Annotated in this window: 14 protein-coding genes and 4 tRNA genes; all 18 read left to right on the top strand. The window is 39.8% G+C overall.

The window, feature by feature from the left end; translation table 11 throughout:
• Window positions 1–49 precede the first annotated feature (49 nt).
• The 18 genes from MKY26_RS17250 to MKY26_RS17165 all read left to right on the top strand — a co-directional run bounded on the left by MKY26_RS17250 (window position 50) and on the right by MKY26_RS17165 (window position 19,416).
• Window positions 50–994 carry a YybS family protein gene (locus MKY26_RS17250; RefSeq protein WP_095371348.1) on the top strand — a complete coding sequence of 315 codons (945 nt, stop codon included), beginning with the start codon at window positions 50–52 and terminating at the stop codon, window positions 992–994.
• A gap of 24 nt (window positions 995–1,018) precedes the next feature.
• Entirely contained in the window at window positions 1,019–2,992 is a 1,974-nt protein-coding gene (locus tag MKY26_RS17245) for a DHH family phosphoesterase (RefSeq protein ID WP_095371349.1), read from the top strand.
• Window positions 2,989–3,438 (top strand): 50S ribosomal protein L9, encoded by a 450-nt coding sequence (rplI, locus tag MKY26_RS17240; RefSeq protein WP_095371350.1) that lies wholly within the window; start codon window positions 2,989–2,991, stop codon window positions 3,436–3,438. Before MKY26_RS17245 ends, rplI begins: the two co-directional genes overlap by 4 nt.
• A 131-nt stretch (window positions 3,439–3,569) precedes the next feature.
• Window positions 3,570–4,934, top strand: coding sequence for a replicative DNA helicase (gene dnaB / locus MKY26_RS17235; protein ID WP_095371351.1), 1,365 nt, complete (start codon window positions 3,570–3,572; stop codon window positions 4,932–4,934).
• 504 nt (window positions 4,935–5,438) lie between these two features.
• Window positions 5,439–6,731 (top strand): adenylosuccinate synthase, encoded by a 1,293-nt coding sequence (locus tag MKY26_RS17230; RefSeq protein ID WP_095371352.1) that lies wholly within the window; start codon window positions 5,439–5,441, stop codon window positions 6,729–6,731.
• A gap of 155 nt (window positions 6,732–6,886) precedes the next feature.
• The gene (locus MKY26_RS17225) at window positions 6,887–9,166 is read left to right on the top strand and encodes a peptidase G2 autoproteolytic cleavage domain-containing protein (protein ID WP_341098240.1); all 2,280 of its coding nucleotides are present in this window, start codon (window positions 6,887–6,889) and stop codon (window positions 9,164–9,166) included.
• Window positions 9,167–9,301: 135 nt separating this feature from the next.
• On the top strand, window positions 9,302–9,685 hold the full coding sequence (locus MKY26_RS17220) for a DoxX family protein (protein WP_095371354.1): 384 nt from the start codon (window positions 9,302–9,304) through the stop codon (window positions 9,683–9,685).
• A gap of 166 nt (window positions 9,686–9,851) precedes the next feature.
• Window positions 9,852–9,927, top strand: a tRNA-Lys gene (locus MKY26_RS17215).
• Window positions 9,928–9,941: 14 nt separating this feature from the next.
• Window positions 9,942–10,013, top strand: a tRNA-Glu gene (locus MKY26_RS17210).
• A 72-nt stretch (window positions 10,014–10,085) separates the two neighbouring features.
• Window positions 10,086–10,162: transfer RNA gene (locus MKY26_RS17205), tRNA-Asp, on the top strand.
• 47 nt (window positions 10,163–10,209) lie between these two features.
• Window positions 10,210–10,282 (top strand) — tRNA-Phe (locus MKY26_RS17200).
• A gap of 270 nt (window positions 10,283–10,552) precedes the next feature.
• Window positions 10,553–12,022, top strand: coding sequence for a M23 family metallopeptidase (locus tag MKY26_RS17195; RefSeq protein ID WP_341098239.1), 1,470 nt, complete (start codon window positions 10,553–10,555; stop codon window positions 12,020–12,022).
• 344 nt (window positions 12,023–12,366) lie between these two features.
• Entirely contained in the window at window positions 12,367–13,077 is a 711-nt protein-coding gene (yycF, locus tag MKY26_RS17190; protein WP_095371356.1) for a response regulator YycF, read from the top strand.
• A gap of 7 nt (window positions 13,078–13,084) precedes the next feature.
• Window positions 13,085–14,911, top strand: a complete 1,827-nt coding sequence (gene walK / locus MKY26_RS17185) for a cell wall metabolism sensor histidine kinase WalK (RefSeq protein WP_095371357.1) — start codon at window positions 13,085–13,087, stop codon at window positions 14,909–14,911.
• The gene (locus MKY26_RS17180; RefSeq protein WP_341098238.1) at window positions 14,908–16,239 is read left to right on the top strand and encodes a YycH family regulatory protein; all 1,332 of its coding nucleotides are present in this window, start codon (window positions 14,908–14,910) and stop codon (window positions 16,237–16,239) included. The genes walK and MKY26_RS17180 overlap by 4 nt, the downstream gene beginning before the upstream one ends.
• Before the next feature lie 18 nt (window positions 16,240–16,257).
• On the top strand, window positions 16,258–17,064 hold the full coding sequence (locus tag MKY26_RS17175; RefSeq protein WP_341098237.1) for a two-component system regulatory protein YycI: 807 nt from the start codon (window positions 16,258–16,260) through the stop codon (window positions 17,062–17,064).
• Between the two features lie 9 nt (window positions 17,065–17,073).
• Window positions 17,074–17,868, top strand: a complete 795-nt coding sequence (locus MKY26_RS17170) for an MBL fold metallo-hydrolase (RefSeq protein WP_341098236.1) — start codon at window positions 17,074–17,076, stop codon at window positions 17,866–17,868.
• A gap of 330 nt (window positions 17,869–18,198) precedes the next feature.
• Complete coding sequence (locus MKY26_RS17165) at window positions 18,199–19,416, top strand: S1C family serine protease (protein ID WP_341098232.1); 1,218 nt, start codon at window positions 18,199–18,201, stop codon at window positions 19,414–19,416.
• Window positions 19,417–19,461 lie beyond the last annotated feature (45 nt).

The raw sequence follows: 19,461 nt of genomic DNA, 5'->3' as shown, positions 1-19,461 counted from the left end.
TATACAATAATAGATGCGGGCTTGTGCCCAATTTGAGAGGTGAATCTATTTGAAAAATGTACATAAACTTACTGAAGGGGCAGTTTTATTAGCTGCTTTTGCTGTGTTACTATTGATGTCCCTTTATTTGCCGATTATCGGAACAATTGTCACTTTCGGCTTACCGGTTCCTTTTATGTTATTTGCCGCTAAAAATAAGCGAAGTGATGCGGCTATCTTTTTTGTTGCGGCTATTTTGATTTCATTCATTGTTGGAACCATTACAGCCATTCCATTAACCCTTATCTTTGGCTTAACAGGGTTAGTGATTGGAGAGTTAATTAAGCTGAAGAAAGAACGGACAGCGATGTTGCTCGGTGGTTCTTTAGCGTTTTTAGCGATGTTTTTACTCGTTTTTGCTGGCATGAACGTGCTATTGAATATCAATTTTGTTGAGGAACTAAAAGTAGTTCTTGAGCAATCAATGGATATGACAAAAAACATGTTATCTACGATAGATAATAATGAAGCAGAACAAATTATCGAGCAGTTAGAAGCGACAATTACTGCATTAGAGACATTACTTCCAAGTCTCCTTGTGCTTTCTTCTGCAATGTATGTATTTATTATTCAGCTGATTGGTGTACCCATTGTCAGGAGATTTGGTATTGAAGTGAAAAAATGGCGCTCATTTGCCGATATCAGTTTCCCGAAAAGTATTTTATGGTATTATTTATTAACCATCCTTGCCCAATTTGTCATGAGACCAGAGGAAGGTTCTTTTACAACGATGGCCATTATGAATCTCCTTTTCGTTTTACAGCTAATTATGGTGATTCAAGGGCTCGCCTTTATCTTCTTCTATAGCAGATTAAAGAATTGGCCAAAGATTGTGCCCATTGCCATCCTCATATTTACCTTTTTAATGCCAATCTTCCTTTATATTGTGAGGATATTAGGTATAATTGATATAGGATTTGATTTAAGAAAACGATTAGATAATAGGGATGCATAACACTACTGTTTAGGAGTTGAAAACATGCCCTCGTATTTAGAAAAGAAAACGATGCGTTATTGCCTGTTTGCTTTAATTGGTGTAACCGTCGTTCTTCTAGCGATTATGGCGTTGTACAATTGGATATTGAGTCTCGTTGCGCTCCTCCTTTTCGGCATTCCTTTCTACCTATTATTTAAGTTTGATTATGAGCAGAGGAAGGAAACAGAGGAGTACATATCGACCTTATCTTACCGTGTGAAAAAGGTAGGGGAAGAAGCATTAATGGAGATGCCAATTGGAATTATGCTGATTAATGATGAGTATTATATCGATTGGACGAATCCTTATATGGCATCATGCTTTGGGGAAGATACATTGGTAGGGAGATCACTTTATGATGTGGCAGATGCCTTAATCCCTATCATTAAGAAAGAGATTGAATCAGAAACCATTACGCTAACAGATCGCAAATTTCGTGTGGTACATAAGCCTGATGAACGTCTGCTTTATTTCTTTGATGTAACAGAGCAAACACAGATTGAAAAATTATACGAAGATGAACGTACCGTTATTGCTATTATCTTTTTAGATAATTATGATGATTTAACACAAGGAATGGATGACCAGACAAGAAGTAGTTTGAATAATCTTGTCACCTCTATTCTGAATAAATGGGCCATGGAAAATGGCGTTTTCTTTAAGCGTGTATCTTCAGAGCGGTTTATCGCCGTCTTTAACGAAAGTATTTTGGACCAATTCGAGAAAAGTAAATTCACCATTCTTGATTTTGTCAGAGAAACGACGGCAAAACAAAATGTGCCACTCACATTAAGTATAGGTGTCGGAGCAGGGGTTTCCGATTTGCCAGAACTAGGTGTCTTAGCTCAGTCTAGTTTAGACCTTGCTCTCGGTAGAGGTGGTGACCAGGTAGCAATTAAACAGCCAAATGGTAAAGTGAAATTTTTCGGAGGGAAGACGAACCCCGTCGAGAAACGAACGAGGGTGCGGGCACGCGTTATTTCTCACGCTTTAAAGGAATTAGTCTCTGAAAGTGATAAAGTCATCGTCATGGGTCATAAACGACCGGATATGGACGCAATTGGTGCTGCCATTGGTATTCAGAAGGTAGCAGAGATGAACCATCGTGATGGCTATATTGTCGTTAATAAAGACGAATTTGATCAAAGCGTAAATCGTTTAATGGGTGAGATAGAGAAAAAAGAAGAGCTTTATGCGAAATTCATCACGCCAGATCAAGCGTTAGAGATGGCAACTGATGATACTTTACTTGTTGTTGTTGATACCCATAAGCCTTCTATGGTGATAGAAGAGCGATTGCTTGCTAAAATAGAAGATGTAGTTGTGATTGATCATCATCGTCGTGGCGAAGATTTTATTAAAAATCCGCTGCTCGTTTATATGGAGCCTTATGCCTCTTCGACAGCAGAATTAGTGACAGAATTGCTAGAATATCAACCGAAGAATCGTAAAATTGATATGCTTGAGGCGACTGCACTACTCGCTGGAATTATCGTTGATACGAAGAGCTTTACGTTAAGAACAGGCGCCAGAACCTTTGATGCAGCATCTTATTTAAGAGGACAAGGAGCGGATACAGTCCTTGTGCAACGATTCTTGAAAGAAGATGTCGACACGTATATTAAACGGGCGAAAATCATTGAAACGGTAGAATTTTACCGAAATGGCCTTGCCATTGCTAAAGGTGCTGAGGATGATATATACGACCAAGTGTTAATTGCACAAGCAGCCGATACATTACTGGCAATGGACGGTGTGACAGCTTCATTCGTCATTTCTTATCGTGCTGATGAAATGATTGGTGTGAGTGCTCGCTCATTAGGTGATATTAACGTACAGGTCATTATGGAGGCGCTAGAAGGGGGCGGCCATTTGACAAATGCTGCTACTCAATTAGATGATGTCTCAATCAATGATGTGGAAGGTAAATTAAAAGAAGCAATTGATGAGTATTTAGAAGGGAGAAAAGAAGAATGAAAGTCATTTTCTTAAAAGATGTTAAAGGAAAAGGGAAAAAAGGTGAAGTGAAGAACGTAGCAGACGGCTATGCACATAACTTTTTAATTAAACAAGGGCTCGCTGTAGAAGCAAATAACTCAAATGTGAGTTCATTGAATGCACAAAAAAAGAAAGAAGAAAAAGAAGCAGCAGCTGAGTTAGAAGAAGCGAAGCAATTAAAAGAAACATTGGAGAAGTTGACACTCGAATTTTCAACAAAAGCTGGAGAGGGCGGTCGTCTATTCGGTTCGATTACAAGCAAGCAAATTGCTGAAGAATTAAAGAAGGCGCATGATATTAAAATCGACAAGCGCAAAATCGAATTAAGTGACGCCATTCGTACTTTAGGATACACAAAAGTACCGGTTAAACTGCACACAGAAGTATCAGCTACGTTAAATGTACATGTAAAAGAAGCCAATTAAAGAATTTAACAACGCATCAAAAGAATTCATGGTAAAATAATTGAGTGAAAAAATGTGATCGGTGAAGGCTGATCACATTTTTGTCATCTAACGTGTTTAAAATGTGTCAGTATGAGGGGGTTCTATTTGTTTTGAGTGAATTATTTGCTGATCGTCTCCCTCCGCAAAACATAGAGGCTGAACAAGCTGTTCTAGGCGCAATCTTTCTGGAGCCTTCCTCGTTAACAATGGCTTCAGAACTATTAATTCCTGAAGATTTCTATAGAGCGGCTCATCAAAGAATCTTTAATGTCATGCTGAAACTAAATGACAAGGGAGAAGCCGTTGATTTAGTAACAGTAACAGAAGAATTAAACGCAGCCAAAATGTTAGAGGATACAGGCGGAGTAACTTATTTAAGTGAATTAGCTGCATCTGTTCCAACAGCAGCAAATATAGAATATTATGCTAAGATAGTTGAAGAAAAATCGATCTTACGTAGACTCATCCGTACGGCAACAGACATTGCCCAAGATGGATATACGAGAGAAGATGAAGTTGAATCACTACTTGGCGAAGCAGAAAAAAATATATTAGAAGTATCGCAACGTAAAAATGCAGGGGCTTTCCACAATATTAAAGATGTGCTTGTTCGTACGTATGATAATATCGAGGTCATGCATAACCGTAAAGGTGATATCACTGGAATAGCGACTGGGTTTGCTGAGCTTGATCATATGACAGCAGGCTTTCAACGCAATGATTTAATTATCGTTGGCGCTAGACCTTCCGTTGGTAAAACAGCTTTTGCCTTAAATATCGCGCAAAATGTTGCCGTAAAAACACAAGAAAATGTTGCGATATTTAGTTTGGAGATGGGTGCTGAACAGCTCGTTATGCGTATGCTTTGTGCGGAAGGAAATATCGATGCACAACGTCTCAGAACAGGTTCTTTAACCGATGATGATTGGGGCAAGCTGACGATGGCGATGGGGAGCCTATCGAATGCTGGCATTTTTATTGATGATACTCCTGGTGTTAGAATCACTGAAATTCGTTCAAAATGTCGCCGCTTGAAGCAGGAACATGGCTTAGGCATGATTCTCATTGACTATTTGCAGCTTATTTTGGGTAGCGGCCGTTCTGGTGAAAACCGTCAGCAGGAAGTCTCTGAGATCTCTCGTTCCCTAAAAGCACTTGCGAGGGAGCTGCAAGTACCTGTTATTGCCTTATCTCAGCTATCACGTGGCGTTGAGCAACGACAAGATAAACGTCCAATGATGTCTGATATACGTGAATCAGGAAGTATTGAGCAGGATGCTGATATCGTTGCCTTCTTATATCGTGATGATTATTATGACAAAGAGTCCGAAGACAAAAACATCATCGAAATCATCATCGCTAAACAACGTAACGGCCCGGTTGGTACCGTCCAGCTCGCCTTCGTCAAAGAATATAATAAATTCGTCAACCTAGAAAAAAGATTTGACGATTCATTTGCTCCGCCTGGGGCATAAAGAGGGAAACAGCATTTGGCTGGTTCCCTCTTTTTTAATGGAAGTCGCGGCAAATGGGTAAATATAAAAGGAGCGGTGAGATTGCACATGTTTTGAGATAGATATTGGTGAAAATGGTGAAGTGGAAGTGGTTTGGGGGAAAAATTATAAAGATAACGGGGCAGAAGTGAATTGCTCGTACATCAAAAGGAAAAAACACAAACATAGCCGAGCAAAAATAATCCCCCATATATTTAATAAAAATCAATGTCATATAAGATCAACAGTACAAAAACCACCTAACCGTCGTTTTATTTTCGTATTTTTACTAACGGAGTTCAAATAACTTAGAAGCAGTAAAAACAGGTGTCACCAAACCCTTGATGCAAGAATTACTCAATTGTTTCACGAACGTATTTTTCGTTATATGAATAAAATGTTCGTGTTTTATTGACTTTATCATAATAAAATTGTAGAATTAGTTTGTTTGATAAGGGAAAAAGAAACCTCGGAGGTGCATTCGTAATGTCATCAGTAGTTGTTGTAGGAACACAATGGGGAGACGAAGGTAAAGGGAAAATCACGGATTTTCTATCAGAAAATGCGGAAGTGATCGCAAGATATCAAGGCGGTAATAACGCTGGACATACAATTAAATTTAACGGTGAAACGTATAAATTGCATTTAATTCCATCAGGTATTTTTTATAGTGATAAAATTTGTGTCATTGGTAACGGAATGGTCGTTGATCCTAAAGCATTGGTACAAGAATTAGCTTACTTACATGAAAAAGGCGTGACAACAGATAATTTACGTATTAGTAACCGCGCCCATGTCATTTTACCTTACCACTTAAAATTAGATGAGGTAGAAGAGAACAGCAAAGGCGATAACAAAATTGGTACAACGAAAAAAGGAATCGGACCTGCTTATATGGATAAAGCCGCTCGTGTTGGAATCCGTATCGCAGATTTATTAGATAAAGAAGTATTTGAAGAGAAGCTTGCTCGTAACTTAGCAGATAAAAACCGTTTACTTGAAAGAATTTATGAAACAGAAGGCTTCAAAATCGAAGACATTCTGGACGAATATTATGAATACGGTCAACAAGTGAAGAAATATGTATGTGATACATCCGTTGTATTGAATGATTCACTTGATGATGGCCGTAGAGTATTATTTGAAGGTGCACAAGGGGTTATGCTTGATATTGATCAAGGAACATATCCATTCGTTACCTCTTCTAACCCAGTAGCGGGCGGTGTCGCAATCGGTTCTGGTGTTGGACCAACAAAAATTAAACATGTTGTTGGGGTTTCCAAAGCCTATACAACTCGTGTAGGAGATGGACCTTTCCCAACTGAATTAAATAATGAGATTGGTGATCAAATCCGCGAAGTTGGTCGTGAATATGGAACAACAACAGGTCGTCCTCGTCGTGTTGGTTGGTTTGATAGTGTCGTTGTTCGACATGCGCGTCGTGTGAGCGGAATTACAGATCTTTCACTTAATTCTATTGATGTTCTTACAGGCATTGATACTTTGAAAATCTGTACGGCTTATAGCTACAAAGGCGAAATCATTGAAGAATTCCCAGCGAGCTTAAAAGTCCTTGCTGATTGCGAACCAGTATATGAAGAGCTGCCAGGCTGGACAGAAGATATTACAGCTTGCAAATCTTTAGATGAGTTGCCAGCAAATGCACGTCACTACTTAGAGCGTGTCTCTCAATTAACAGGCATTCCATTGTCAGTATTCTCTGTTGGCCCTGACCGTACGCAAACAAATGTGGTCTTAAGCCCTTGGAGACAAAACTAAAAAAATAAGCTTTTTAAGATCGTATCTGTAGAGGGTACGGTCTTTTTTTCTATGTTCCATATGATATACCTTCTACATTGTATAGGTGTTTGTACAAGCCGACTTTATCTATTTTCATACATTAATATAAAACGATGTTGGAAGGAGATAAATTGATGGATAATCCATGTAACCAACAAGCATTAGGCGATTGTTCAACGGCTGAAGGGTTAAATACAATAGCGAACGCCGCTGCTGCGCATGCGGAAGGTTTTGAAACTGTTGCAAACGGGGAGGCTTCACATGCAGAAGGATCGCATACACTTGCGGCAGGGGATGCCTCACATGCAGAAGGCTATATGACGGAAACAACAGCTAGTGCCTCGCATGCAGAAGGAAGTCAAACACAAGCAATTGGTATAGCTGCGCATGCGGAGGGCTTTGCAACACAGGCAGTCGGAGATAGCGCCCATGCGGAGGGAGTGAACACCCTTGCATCTGGAGTAACAGCCCATGTGGAGGGGAATGGATCTCAAGCAACTGGGGATGTTTCTCACGCAGAAGGATACCAATCAACCGCACAAGGAATTGCTTCACATACAGAGGGGCAAGCAACACAAGCGATTGGACTTGGTGCGCATGCAGAAGGTTTTGAAACACAGGCAATCGGAAATGTTACTCATGCAGAAGGTTCACAAACAGAAGCCATTGGCATTGGTTCTCATACTGAAGGTTACCAAACAAGAACAATCGGTGCGACTTCTCACGCAGAAGGGGATGGAACGGTTGCTGCTGGAAACTCTGCTCATGCAGAAGGAGATCATTCAGAAGCAAGTGGCGCGTCATCTCACGCGGAAGGTTCATATACAGCAGCAAGTGGAGAGAATGCCCATGCCGAGGGTTCCCAAACAACAGCAAGTGGTGCGAATGCCCATGCAGAAGGTGTCGAGGTCACAGCAAGTGGAGATGGATCCCACGCAGAAGGTATATCGACAACAGCCAGTAACTCCGGAACCCATGCAGAAGGATATAATACAGAAGCAAGTGGATTAAATGCGCATGCTGAAGGTAACCAAACGACAGCTTCAGGGGAAAATTCCCACGCAGAGGGGCAGATGACAATGGCTAATAGTATATGCACACATGCTGAGGGGTATCAAACAGAAGCTAATACCCCATACTCACACGCAGAAGGATATCAATCAAAAACATATGGATGGTATTCCCACGCTGAGGGGTATCAAACAGAGACATATGGATGGTATTCGCATGCAGAAGGTGGTTTTTCAACTGCAAGTGCGAGTGGTTCGCATGCAGAAGGTATTTATACAACTGCAAGTGCTGCTTCAGCACATGCGGAAGGATCGAGAACAAATGCAACTGGCGAGGCATCTCATACAGAAGGGATTTTTAACACTGCTAGTGGTGAAGCGGCTCATGCAGAAGGCTATGAAACGTTAGCTAGCGGTAACTATTCCCATGCTCAAGGTCGGCAAACTGTAGCAAGTGGAATTTATTCTCATGCCGAAGGATTCTATACCTCCACGGAAGGTTTTGCTGCCTCACATATTATGGGTGTGTTTGGCAATGCAGAAGAAGCCAATTCATGGTTTATTGGTAATGGCACAGGGACTAATGCTAGAGCAATTGGCGCCAAATGGCTCGCCAGCAATGGAGAAATGTACATCGACGGTGCGTCCTACAACACAGGTGGAGCCGACTTCGCTGAAATGTTCGAATCCATCAATGGAGAAGAAATAGAAGTAGGCTACTTTGTTACCTTAGAGGGTGACAAAATCAAAAAGGCTACATCATTAGATAACTATATACTTGGGATTACTAGCGCGACTCCGAGCATCATTGGCAATAGTGCAGGCCTTAGCTGGCATGGGCGCTACCAATTGGATGAATGGGGAAGAAGAACGTATCATGAAGTGGAGATCCTTGAAAAGAAAGATAAAGAAGGAAACGTCATAATTCCTGCTTCAACAGAGACACAACCAATTATAAATCCAGAATGGGACACACAAAAGTCGTACATTCCAAGAGAAAAACGTCCAGAATGGGTACCAGTTGGACTAGTGGGCCAAATTCTTGTAAGAGATGATGGCACATGTGAAGTCGATGGGTATTGTCAGTCTAATGATGATGGAATTGCTACGAAGGCAACGGATGGGTTCCGCGTCATTAAACGGACAGGAGAGAACCAAGTATTAGTTTTGATCAAGCCGAATGATGATGAAAACCGAAAGTTAAAAAGAGACATAGCAGTGATAGAAGAGCTGCAAAAGCAAAGCGTTGTGACGATGCAGGAATATCGTACGCAAAAAGAAGAGAGTGACGTAAAGATGCAGGCTTTACAGCTGGAAAATGCAATAATTAGTCGTGAAATAAAAGATTTAAAAAATCAATTAGCTTCTCTTATGAGTAGATTGGATGGAAATGATCATCTTTAAAAATTTAAATAAACGACTGCACTATGAAGATGAAAGGTGGAGTCGTCACTTTTACATAGAGTGATGTTGAAAATAGTAGAATGGTTTAGAAAGCAAAAAATTAGGGCATTGAACACACTAAGGTGGTGGAAGAATTTGAAAATATTAAAAGGCATGTATTCATTGATTTTGTTTGTAGCAGGAGTCCTTCATTTCGTTCGGGAACGAAATTTTCGTAAGATAGTGCCGGAATCTTTACCGTTTAAAAAAGGGGTTGTCCTCATTACAGGTGTGCTGGAGGTCGCATTTGCGATGTTACTTTGGGCGAAAAGAGGTCAAAGTCTAGTAGGTAAGCTGCTTTCATTCTTCATGGTGCTTGTTCTCCCAGCGAATATCAACATGGCAGTAAAAAATAATACTTTCTATAAAGGTAAAAAGATTCATCCGTTATTTTTATGGATGCGTTTACCACTACAAATCCCACTTATTTTAGGGGCAATTAAACTCACACATCCATCTACTGAAAAAAAGACTAAATGACCCATGTTATTTAGTTTTTTTCTTTTTTATAAGACAAGTTATGAGAGGATTTTAACTAGAAAAAGTTTTTCTGAAAAAATTTTAAAAAAAGGAGTGTACAAAGCTATCACCCTATGATAATATAAAAAGCGTCGTCAAGAAAAGAAAACGCTTCAAATTAAAAAGCGAGCCATTAGCTCAGTTGGTAGAGCATCTGACTTTTAATCAGAGGGTCGAAGGTTCGAGTCCTTCATGGCTCACCATTTTATATTCGTATGGCCCCTTGGTCAAGCGGTTAAGACACCGCCCTTTCACGGCGGTAACACGGGTTCGAATCCCGTAGGGGTCATCTTTTTTAATAGTAGTAATCATAGGATGCAAGCGCTCATTCTTTCATTGATTACGAATTTTATATAGATTTGGTCCGGTAGTTCAGTTGGTTAGAATGCCTGCCTGTCACGCAGGAGGTCGCGGGTTCGAGTCCCGTCCGGACCGCCATGATTCACTTGTATAGTGATCATGAAAATTGGATAAGCTGTTTTTATGGCTCAGTAGCTCAGTCGGTAGAGCAAAGGACTGAAAATCCTTGTGTCGGCGGTTCGATTCCGTCCTGAGCCATCAAAAAGGGAGTATGAATTTAATTCGTGCTCTCTTTTTTTATGTTTTTCTCCTTCCTCTATTACAATCATATGACAAAATTCCCCCTTTTCTATGTAGTTTTTTCCTATATTACGTCAAACTATGTCACCATAAATACAGTTTATTTACATTACCGAGACATCAAACTCGTAAAAATGACGATATGGTACATTAGTTAGGTGCAATAGTGATTAGTCTGATAGCACTAATAAGAACCAGAAGGTGTAAAGTAGTATAGGGGGAAGAACCATGAAGCAATGGAAGCAAAGACTGACTACATATACAGAACATACATCTAAGCGTGTTACACATAAATGGAAGAAAGCGGCCGCAATCGTTATGATTGGTGGTTGTTTAGCGTGGAGTGGATCCACATCAGTATTAGCAGAAGCAGAAGAGTCGGATTTGTATTATGTATATATAGGTGATCAATATGTGGGGACAGTTGATAATCCCCAAGTGATTGAAAATATAGTAGAGGATGAACTTGAAAACCAAGGGAAGTCCTATGAGGGCATACAAAAGGCGTTAGACCATGAGATCTCCTATCTACCTGAAGATGAAGGGAAAGCCTTTAATGAAGCAAGCGACAAAGAGTTAACGTCAGAAAACGGGCTGAGAGGGATCTCTATTAAAGCAGATGCTGTCGCGCTAGAAATTGATGGTGAAACAGTTGCTTATGTAAAGAACCAAGAAGAAGCGAATGAAGTGCTTCAGCAACTACAGTTACAGTACATTTCTGAAAAAGACTATAAAGAGTTAAAAGAGCGCTCAGAAGAAGAAGAGCCACTACCAGAATTAGCAATTGGTGATACCCGCCTGTTGAATGCGAAATTTTCCGAGGAAATAGAATGGAAGAAAGAAAAAGTAGATCCGAACAAGGTGCAGTCTGTTGATGAGGTCATCAATTTCTTAAATAAAGGAACAGTAGAACAAGAGAAATATAGAGTTGAAGAAGGCGACTCTATTAGTACGATTGCTGACGAATTTCATTTATCTACAGAAGAACTTGAAGACCTGAATGATATAGGTCAAGAAGATGTATTAAAGGTTGGTCAAGAACTTGTTGTTGAAACAATCGAACCGTACGTTGATGTGATTACGAATAGATCAGAATATATAGAAGAAGACATTCCCTTTAACACAAAAGTAATAGAAGATGATGATATGTTGAAAGGGGAAGAGAAAGTAAAGCAAGAAGGGAAAAAAGGAAAACGTAACGTGTTATACCATTTGAAAGAATCAAATGGTGAAGAAGTCGATAAAAGTGAACTAAAAGAGGAAATCATTGATGAGCCTGTAGAGGAAATCATTATTAAAGGAACAAAAAATCCAGATGTTGGCGATGGTGACTTTGCTTGGCCAGCAGTTGGTGGATATGTGTCAAGCGAGCTTGGTCATCGTTGGGGGAAGCTCCACAAAGGGATCGATATTGCCAGACCAAGTGATCGAACCATTAAAGCAGCCGATAATGGAAAGGTCATTTCAGCTGGCTTTAGTAGCAGTTATGGCTATAAAGTAGAAATAGACCATCAAAATGGCTACCGTACCTTGTATGCTCATTTAGATTCTCTCTCAGTGAGTGCAGGAGAGACAGTTACGAAAGGTTCTAAGTTAGGTGTGATGGGCTCTACTGGTAATTCAACAGGTGTTCACCTTCATTTTGAACTATACAAAGATGGTCAGTTGAAAAACCCATTAGACTATATTAGTCAATGATCAAAAAAGCGCTGGGACATGAGTGTTTTAGCTAACATTAAGCACGAATAACTCTGTTTCATAAACAGAAGTTATCGTGCTTTTTTGTGTGTATGGCAAGGTTCCATCTAAGGACGCTCGCAAAACAAAAAGCCCCTTCTATCTTGCTTTTCCATAACTTGTACATATATGATACATTACAAATGATGCGTACTTGTATGTAACGTGATAAAGTAGAGTAGGATACATGCTGACGAAATTTTACAAAATGCTTTTACAAGCCCAATAAGCTTAGATATGATAATCTTGAAAAAGATACATGATTGTGACGATAGTAGATAATAATTGGATAAAGGAGAACAACGATGGATAAGAAAATTCTTGTAGTAGATGATGAAAAACCAATTGCAGATATATTACAGTTTAACTTAAATAAAGAAGGCTTCGATGTAACTTGTGTATATGACGGTGTCTCCGCATTGGAAAAAGTAGAAGAAGTAAAGCCTGATATGATTCTATTAGATATTATGCTTCCACAGAAAGACGGCATTGAGGTTTGCCGAGAAGTAAGAAAGAAATATGATATGCCGATTATTATGCTCACAGCAAAGGACTCTGAAATTGATAAAGTATTAGGGCTAGAGCTAGGAGCAGATGACTATGTAACAAAACCATTTAGCACAAGGGAATTAATTGCCAGAGTAAAAGCCAATCTTCGTCGTCATCAACAAATTGCATCAAAAGTGGATGAAGAAGATGAAAGTAATGAAATTGAGGTCGGCTCCCTCACGATTCACCCGGACGCATACATCGTGTCTAAACGCGGTGAAACGATCGAACTAACACATAGAGAATTCGAATTACTTCATTATTTAGCGAAGCATATTGGACAAGTAATGACGCGTGAACATTTACTTCAAACTGTTTGGGGCTACGATTATTACGGAGATGTTAGAACAGTTGACGTAACCGTTAGACGTTTGCGTGAAAAAATCGAAGACAATCCAAGTCATCCGACATGGATCGTTACAAGAAGAGGTGTCGGATACTACTTGCGAAATCCAGAACAGGAGTAAGTAGAACATGAACAAGGTAGGATTTTTTCGATCAATTCATCTGAAGTTCGTCATTATATATGTGTTGCTCATCCTCATTGCCATGCAAATTGTCAGTGCTTATTTCGTCAGGCAATTAGAGGATACGTTAAACGCTAACTTTAAAACAACGATTGAAAATCAGATGAAGCTGCTATCTTATTATTTAGAAGAACAATTTGTGAAAGAACGAGTGCCAGAAGACGGTGATGCCACATTGGAGGTGGACCTGCGCAGACTATTGCAGGACTACAACACTGATGATATTAGTGAAGTCGCCGTTATTGAGGGCACGTCTATGAGAGTGCTAGGGACATCAAATGTTTCTGATCAATCAAAGGTTGGTCAGAAGATGTCTAATGCGCTTATTCGTACGTCAATTAAAAATGGTCAACCGAATGAACAGGATAGTGTTATTAATGGCAAGCGAGTATGGATCTACATTAAACCAATTATTATTGATAATGACGTAAAAGGTGTGATTTATGTCACGTCTAAAATTGAGAATGTCTATACACAGATGAGGGAGATTATCAAAATCTTCTCAACAGGTACAGCAATTGCTCTTATTTTAACGGCTGTGCTCAGTGTGTTACTTGCGCAAACCATTACAAGACCTATCACCGATATGAGAAAACAAGCGTTAGCAATGGCAAAAGGAAATTATTCTAGAAAAGTAAAAATCTATGGCCAAGATGAAATTGGTCAATTAGCTATGACCTTTAATAGTTTGACTAGAAAGCTGCAGGAAGCACAAGCTACCACTGAAGGGGAAAGAAGGAAACTATCATCTGTCCTCACCTTTATGACAGATGGTGTTATTGCCACTGACCGCAAAGGGCGTGTCATTCTCATCAACGAACCTGCTGCAGAAATGTTGCATGTTTCACGTGAAACAGTCTTATCTAATTCAATTGTTTCATTATTAGGGTTGGAAGAAGACTACACATTTGAAGAGCTACTTGAAGAAAGAGAATCGGTTATCTTAGATTATAGTGATGAAAAGAGCAATCTTATTTTAAGGGCCAATTTTTCAGTTATTCAAAAGGAAACAGGCTTTATTAATGGACTTATAACCGTATTACATGATATTACCGAGCAAGAAAAAATTGAAGAAGAGCGCCGCGAATTTGTGGCTAACGTTTCACATGAGTTAAGAACACCACTAACGACTATGCGCAGTTATTTAGAAGCATTAACAGATGGTGCGTGGCAGGATAAGGAGATTGCTCCGAATTTCCTTGATGTCACTCAAAATGAGACGGAGCGCATGATTCGATTGGTCAATGATTTATTGCAGCTATCGAAAATGGATAGTAGCGACTATCAATTAAATAAAGAGTGGGTTGATTTTACACAATTCTATAACCGAATTATCGATCGCTTTGAGTTCACGAAACAACAAAATGTCACTTTCGAACGTAGGGTGCCAACAACAGCTGATTTTGTTGAGATTGATACAGATAAACTAACTCAGGTACTTGATAATATCATCTCCAATGCGATGAAATACTCACCTGAAGGAGGAAAGATTACCTTCAGTATTGAAGAACAAGAGGGGTATTTAATCATAAGCGTAGCTGATGAAGGCATGGGTATACCAAAAGAAAATGTATCAAAAATCTTTAATCGTTTTTATCGTGTAGATAAAGCAAGAACAAGAAAATTAGGAGGAACGGGATTAGGACTAGCGATTGCCAAGGAAATGGTAGAAGCGCACGGTGGTGAAATTTGGGCGGAAAGTATTGAAGGAAAAGGGACAACGATCTCCTTTAGCTTGCCGTATATCCGTTCCGAAGAGGATGATTGGGAATGACCTATGAGAAGATAAAGAATATCCTATTAATTATCTTAGTAGGTTGTAGTATCTTATTGACGTTTAATTTATGGACGTATCGACCTAATTTAACGCCTGTCGAGAACCCAGGACAAGCGATTGAACCGATAGGAGATGACAAGGAGTATAGCGAAGTCATTAGACCTAGTCAGCTTATTCATTTCTACGATGATAAGAAAATTGGAACAACCTTATCTGCGGAAATCGACCAAATCACTAATGATATGAACAAATGGGAACTATTAAATCTAGCTAATGTCTCCAACGATATTGGTTCATTACATGAATGGATAGAAGAGTCAGGACATTCTATACTGGTCTACCCAGATGACGTTTCACTTAATGCTTTTCGCGAAGTCATGCCCAATATTGATAAGAACGCTACCGATTTTTCATTTGACACAATGATGATTGACACGACTTCTATAGAGGATGATATCGGTTTAGCCTATTTTATATCGAGAGATCAAGGTACGGTCTACCGTGGAGAAGTGCAAGGTCCATCGATGGCTGATTTCCGTACGAAGTATTACGAGACTGCCAGTGAAGATGAAGATTTCTATTCGCTTCTTAGTTATAAGGGCCAGAATGATCGCGTGATTTATGTACCGAATGAGCATATTCCTGTATCGACACAACGCATCTATTTAATGGATAAAATCAAACCACGTACATTGATGGAGTCATTATTTAGTGATCCATCTGTTGTACAAGAGAGTACAACTCAACCATCCATGATTGAATATACCGATAGTACGAGTATTATGCGTGTCTATGAAGATCGCAATATGATTTCTTATAAAAACATCTCTTCTGTTGTTGGTGATGAGTTTGTTGGGATGAATCTACTGCGACGAAGCATTGATTTTATGAATGCACATAAGGGCTGGACAGGCAATTATCGTTACTTTGAAGAGGTACCAGAGAGTAATAAGGTTGTCTTCCGATTATTTCATAACCAACAAGGAATTCCCATCTTTAGTGATTATCATCGAGCGAAGATAGAAGTAGAGCTTGGCGATACAGACATTAATGAATATACGCGTAGCAACTTCGCACTCGGAACGATTGTGAGTGGTGGGGAGGAAAGCCGTTTACTATCCGGTAAGGAAGTCATCGAAGAGATTGAGCAGCTGCCTAATTTTGAGCGTAACTTGCTGCAAGATGTAACGGTGGCTTACGAGATGAAGGTAGAAAAGAATGTGGCTACAACTAATTCGGAAATCATCAATTTGCAGCCAGCTTGGTATTATCGTTATAATAATGAGTGGAAGAAGTTTACCAAGGATGAGTTTATACCAAATTGAGGCAGGAGGGGAAAGTAGATGGATTGGAGCAAAATAAAAACCATTTTTATACTGACCTTTCTTGTGCTCAATGTCTATTTATTGTATGAGTACTTTACTGTCGTCCAAGCAAAAGAACAAGAAACGGAATTTCCTTTATCAAGCACGTTAGAAGAAAAATTAAAGGATGATGACATTTCGTACGACGCAAATATTTTTACGACAGAAGAAGTCAGTGGCCAGTTGTTACGGGCAACTCCTAAAGAGTTTGAAAAAGATGAATTGAAGAGCCTGAATGGAGAAGACATTAAGGTTGATGGCGGTGTCGAGTATATATTTGATGTCAATAAGCCATTGATGAAAGTAAGTGAAGACTTTGATCCAAAGGAATTAGAGTCCTTTATTCAGAGTCAAGTCTTATACGGTAATGAGTATCGTTTTTGGGAGAAGAAAGGCAATACCATTACGTATTATCAAACATACCAAGAGAAAATCATCTACCAAAATAAAAATGCTGAATTAACCTTCTTCTTAAATGAAAATAATGAAATTGTCTCTTATACACAAACATACTTGGAAGCAATTGAACCAATTGAGGATGATCAAAAATTGATCAAGCCGCCATCTGAAGCATTATCTTCTCTATACAATAGTGGTAAGATTCCTTCTGGCAGTAAAGTATCAGAACCAGAGCTTGGGCTTCATACGTATGTCGATATGAGTAATCTTCAAGTATTAACACCAGCTTGGCGCTTCGTCATTGATGGTGAATACAGTCTATATGTACACGGATTCGAGCTAAATGTACTCGAACTAAATAAAAATGAGAATAAAACAATGGAGTGAGAGAAACCTATGTCTTTTCAATTTAGCGTTCTCGCGAGCGGCAGTACGGGGAATGCCATTTTTGTAGAGACCAACACCCACTCCTTTTTAGTGGATGCTGGCCTCAGTGGCAAGCAAATGGAAGCATTATTTAAAGAAATTGATCGTGATATGAGTCGTTTAGACGGGATACTTGTGACACACGAGCATAGTGACCATATTAAAGGTGTCGGTATTGTTGCAAGGAAATATGGGCTCCCGATCTATGCCAATGAAAAAACATGGCAGGCGATGTCTCCGTTAATTGGACAAGTCCCAACAGATCAGAAATTCACCTTTGATATGGAAACCGTAAAAACCTTCGGCGACCTCGATATTCAATCATTCGGCGTCTCACATGATGCAGCCGAACCGATGTTTTACGTTTTTCATCAAGGCGAGAAGAAACTTGTGCTCATCACAGATACGGGGTATGTAAGTGATCGCATGAAGGGACTTATTTCAAACGCCGATGCCTATGTATTTGAAAGTAATCATGACGTGCAAATGTTAAGAATGGGACGTTACCCATGGAATATTAAACGTCGGATTTTAAGCGATGTCGGCCATGTCTCCAATGAAGACGCGGCGATTGCGATGAGCGAAGTGGCCGGTGATCGCACGAAAGGCTTTTATCTTGCCCACCTAAGTCAAGATAATAATATGAAGGACTTGGCACGCATGGCTGTCGCACAAACACTTGAAACAAAAGGCATACGCGTCGGAGAGCGATTCCAGCTCTTTGATACAGATCCGAAAAAACCTACAGCTTTAACAGCTGTTTAAGGCAAGAAATAATGGGTAGAAGGAAGGGGAGGCTTAGATGCTACCCCTTCCTTTTTTGCGCTTTTTACCAAATGAGAAAGAAAGTATGAACAAATTCGTAAGATTTTCTTGTCTTATGCATTTTAGTATTTGTCTTTTTTCATCTATGCGTATAATAATAGTAGCGGAGTAAGCCTCTACACGTTTCATCAGGTAATCTTTCTCATTCCTAGTATGTTTCTAATGAAGAAGAGTTATGATAACACTAGGGAAAAAAGAGACCTCATTTTTTATAAAAATAGAAGGATATATCTTAAAAAAAGAAAATGGTATGAAAGGGTTGGTTGTGTAATGGGCTATTATGATGATCATTATAATCGTGAGGGACGCACCAAAAAGGGAAGTAAAGCAGGTTACATATTCTCTAGTCTTGTCGGTGTCATTATCGGTGCATTGCTCGTTTTATTCGTTGTTCCCCAAATGAACGGGGGCTCTAATGGTGGAGAAACATTAGGCTTATCAAATACAGATGAAAACAGCCAAGTAGAAACGAAAAAAGTATCGGTAGATGTGGAAACAGAAATCACAACAGCAGTCGAAAAGGCAAGAGGAGCGGTTGTTAGCATCTCCAACATCCAATCGGCAGGCATGTGGTCGAATGGTCAAAATGGTGAAAGCACACAAGGAGTAGAAGCAGGCTCTGGCTCTGGTGTCATTTATAAGAAAGAGGGGGACCATGCCTTTATCGTGACGAATCACCATGTCGTCGAAGGTGCGGAGAGGCTTGAAGTCAATCTCTTCAATGGTGAGAAAATTGCAGCTGAGCTCGTAGGATCCGACGTATGGACAGACCTAGCTGTACTTGAAATAGATGGCTCGATTGTAGAGGATGTCGCAGAATTTGGTGATTCCGACGCTCTATCAATTGGTGAGCCTGCGATTGCTATCGGAAATCCACTCGGTCAATTTGAAGGCTCAGTCACAAAAGGGATTATTTCCGGCTTAAATCGGACCGTACCAGTCGATATCGATCAAAACGGTACAGTCGATTGGAATGCTGAAGTCCTACAAACAGATGCAGCCATTAACCCAGGAAATAGCGGTGGGGCACTCGTCAATATTAGCGGACAAGTCATCGGCATTAACTCGATGAAAATTGCCGAATCCTCTGTGGAAGGCATTGGGCTTGCCATTCCGATTAATTTTGCGCAAACGGTCATCAGTGACTTAGAACAGCATGGTGAAGTGAGAAGACCATATATGGGCGTACAAATCGCTTCAGTAAGTGATATTCCTGCCTATTATCAAGAAGAAGCGTTAAAACTTCCGAAAGATGTAGAAAATGGTGTAGTTGTGAGCGGAGTCGAGCCAAATGGTCCAGCTGCAGAAGCAGGACTGAAAGAAATGGATGTCATTGTTGAGCTAGATGGCGAAGAAATTACCGATGTCTTAGATTTACGCCACCATTTATATGGTCAGGACGTAGGAGATGAGATGAAGGTGAAGTATTATCGCGAGGGTAAATCAGCAGAAACAACAATGGCCTTAAAAACCGAAAATACATTCTAAATTCATCCACAGGAAAGTGAAGGCATCACTTTCCTGTTTTTTTTA

The organism is Cytobacillus sp. FSL R7-0680 (assembly GCF_038009245.1).
Lineage (GTDB): Bacteria > Bacillota > Bacilli > Bacillales > Cytobacillaceae > Cytobacillus > Cytobacillus kochii.
Note: the sequence above shows the minus strand (reverse complement) of the source record. Positions and strands in the feature narration are given on the sequence as shown.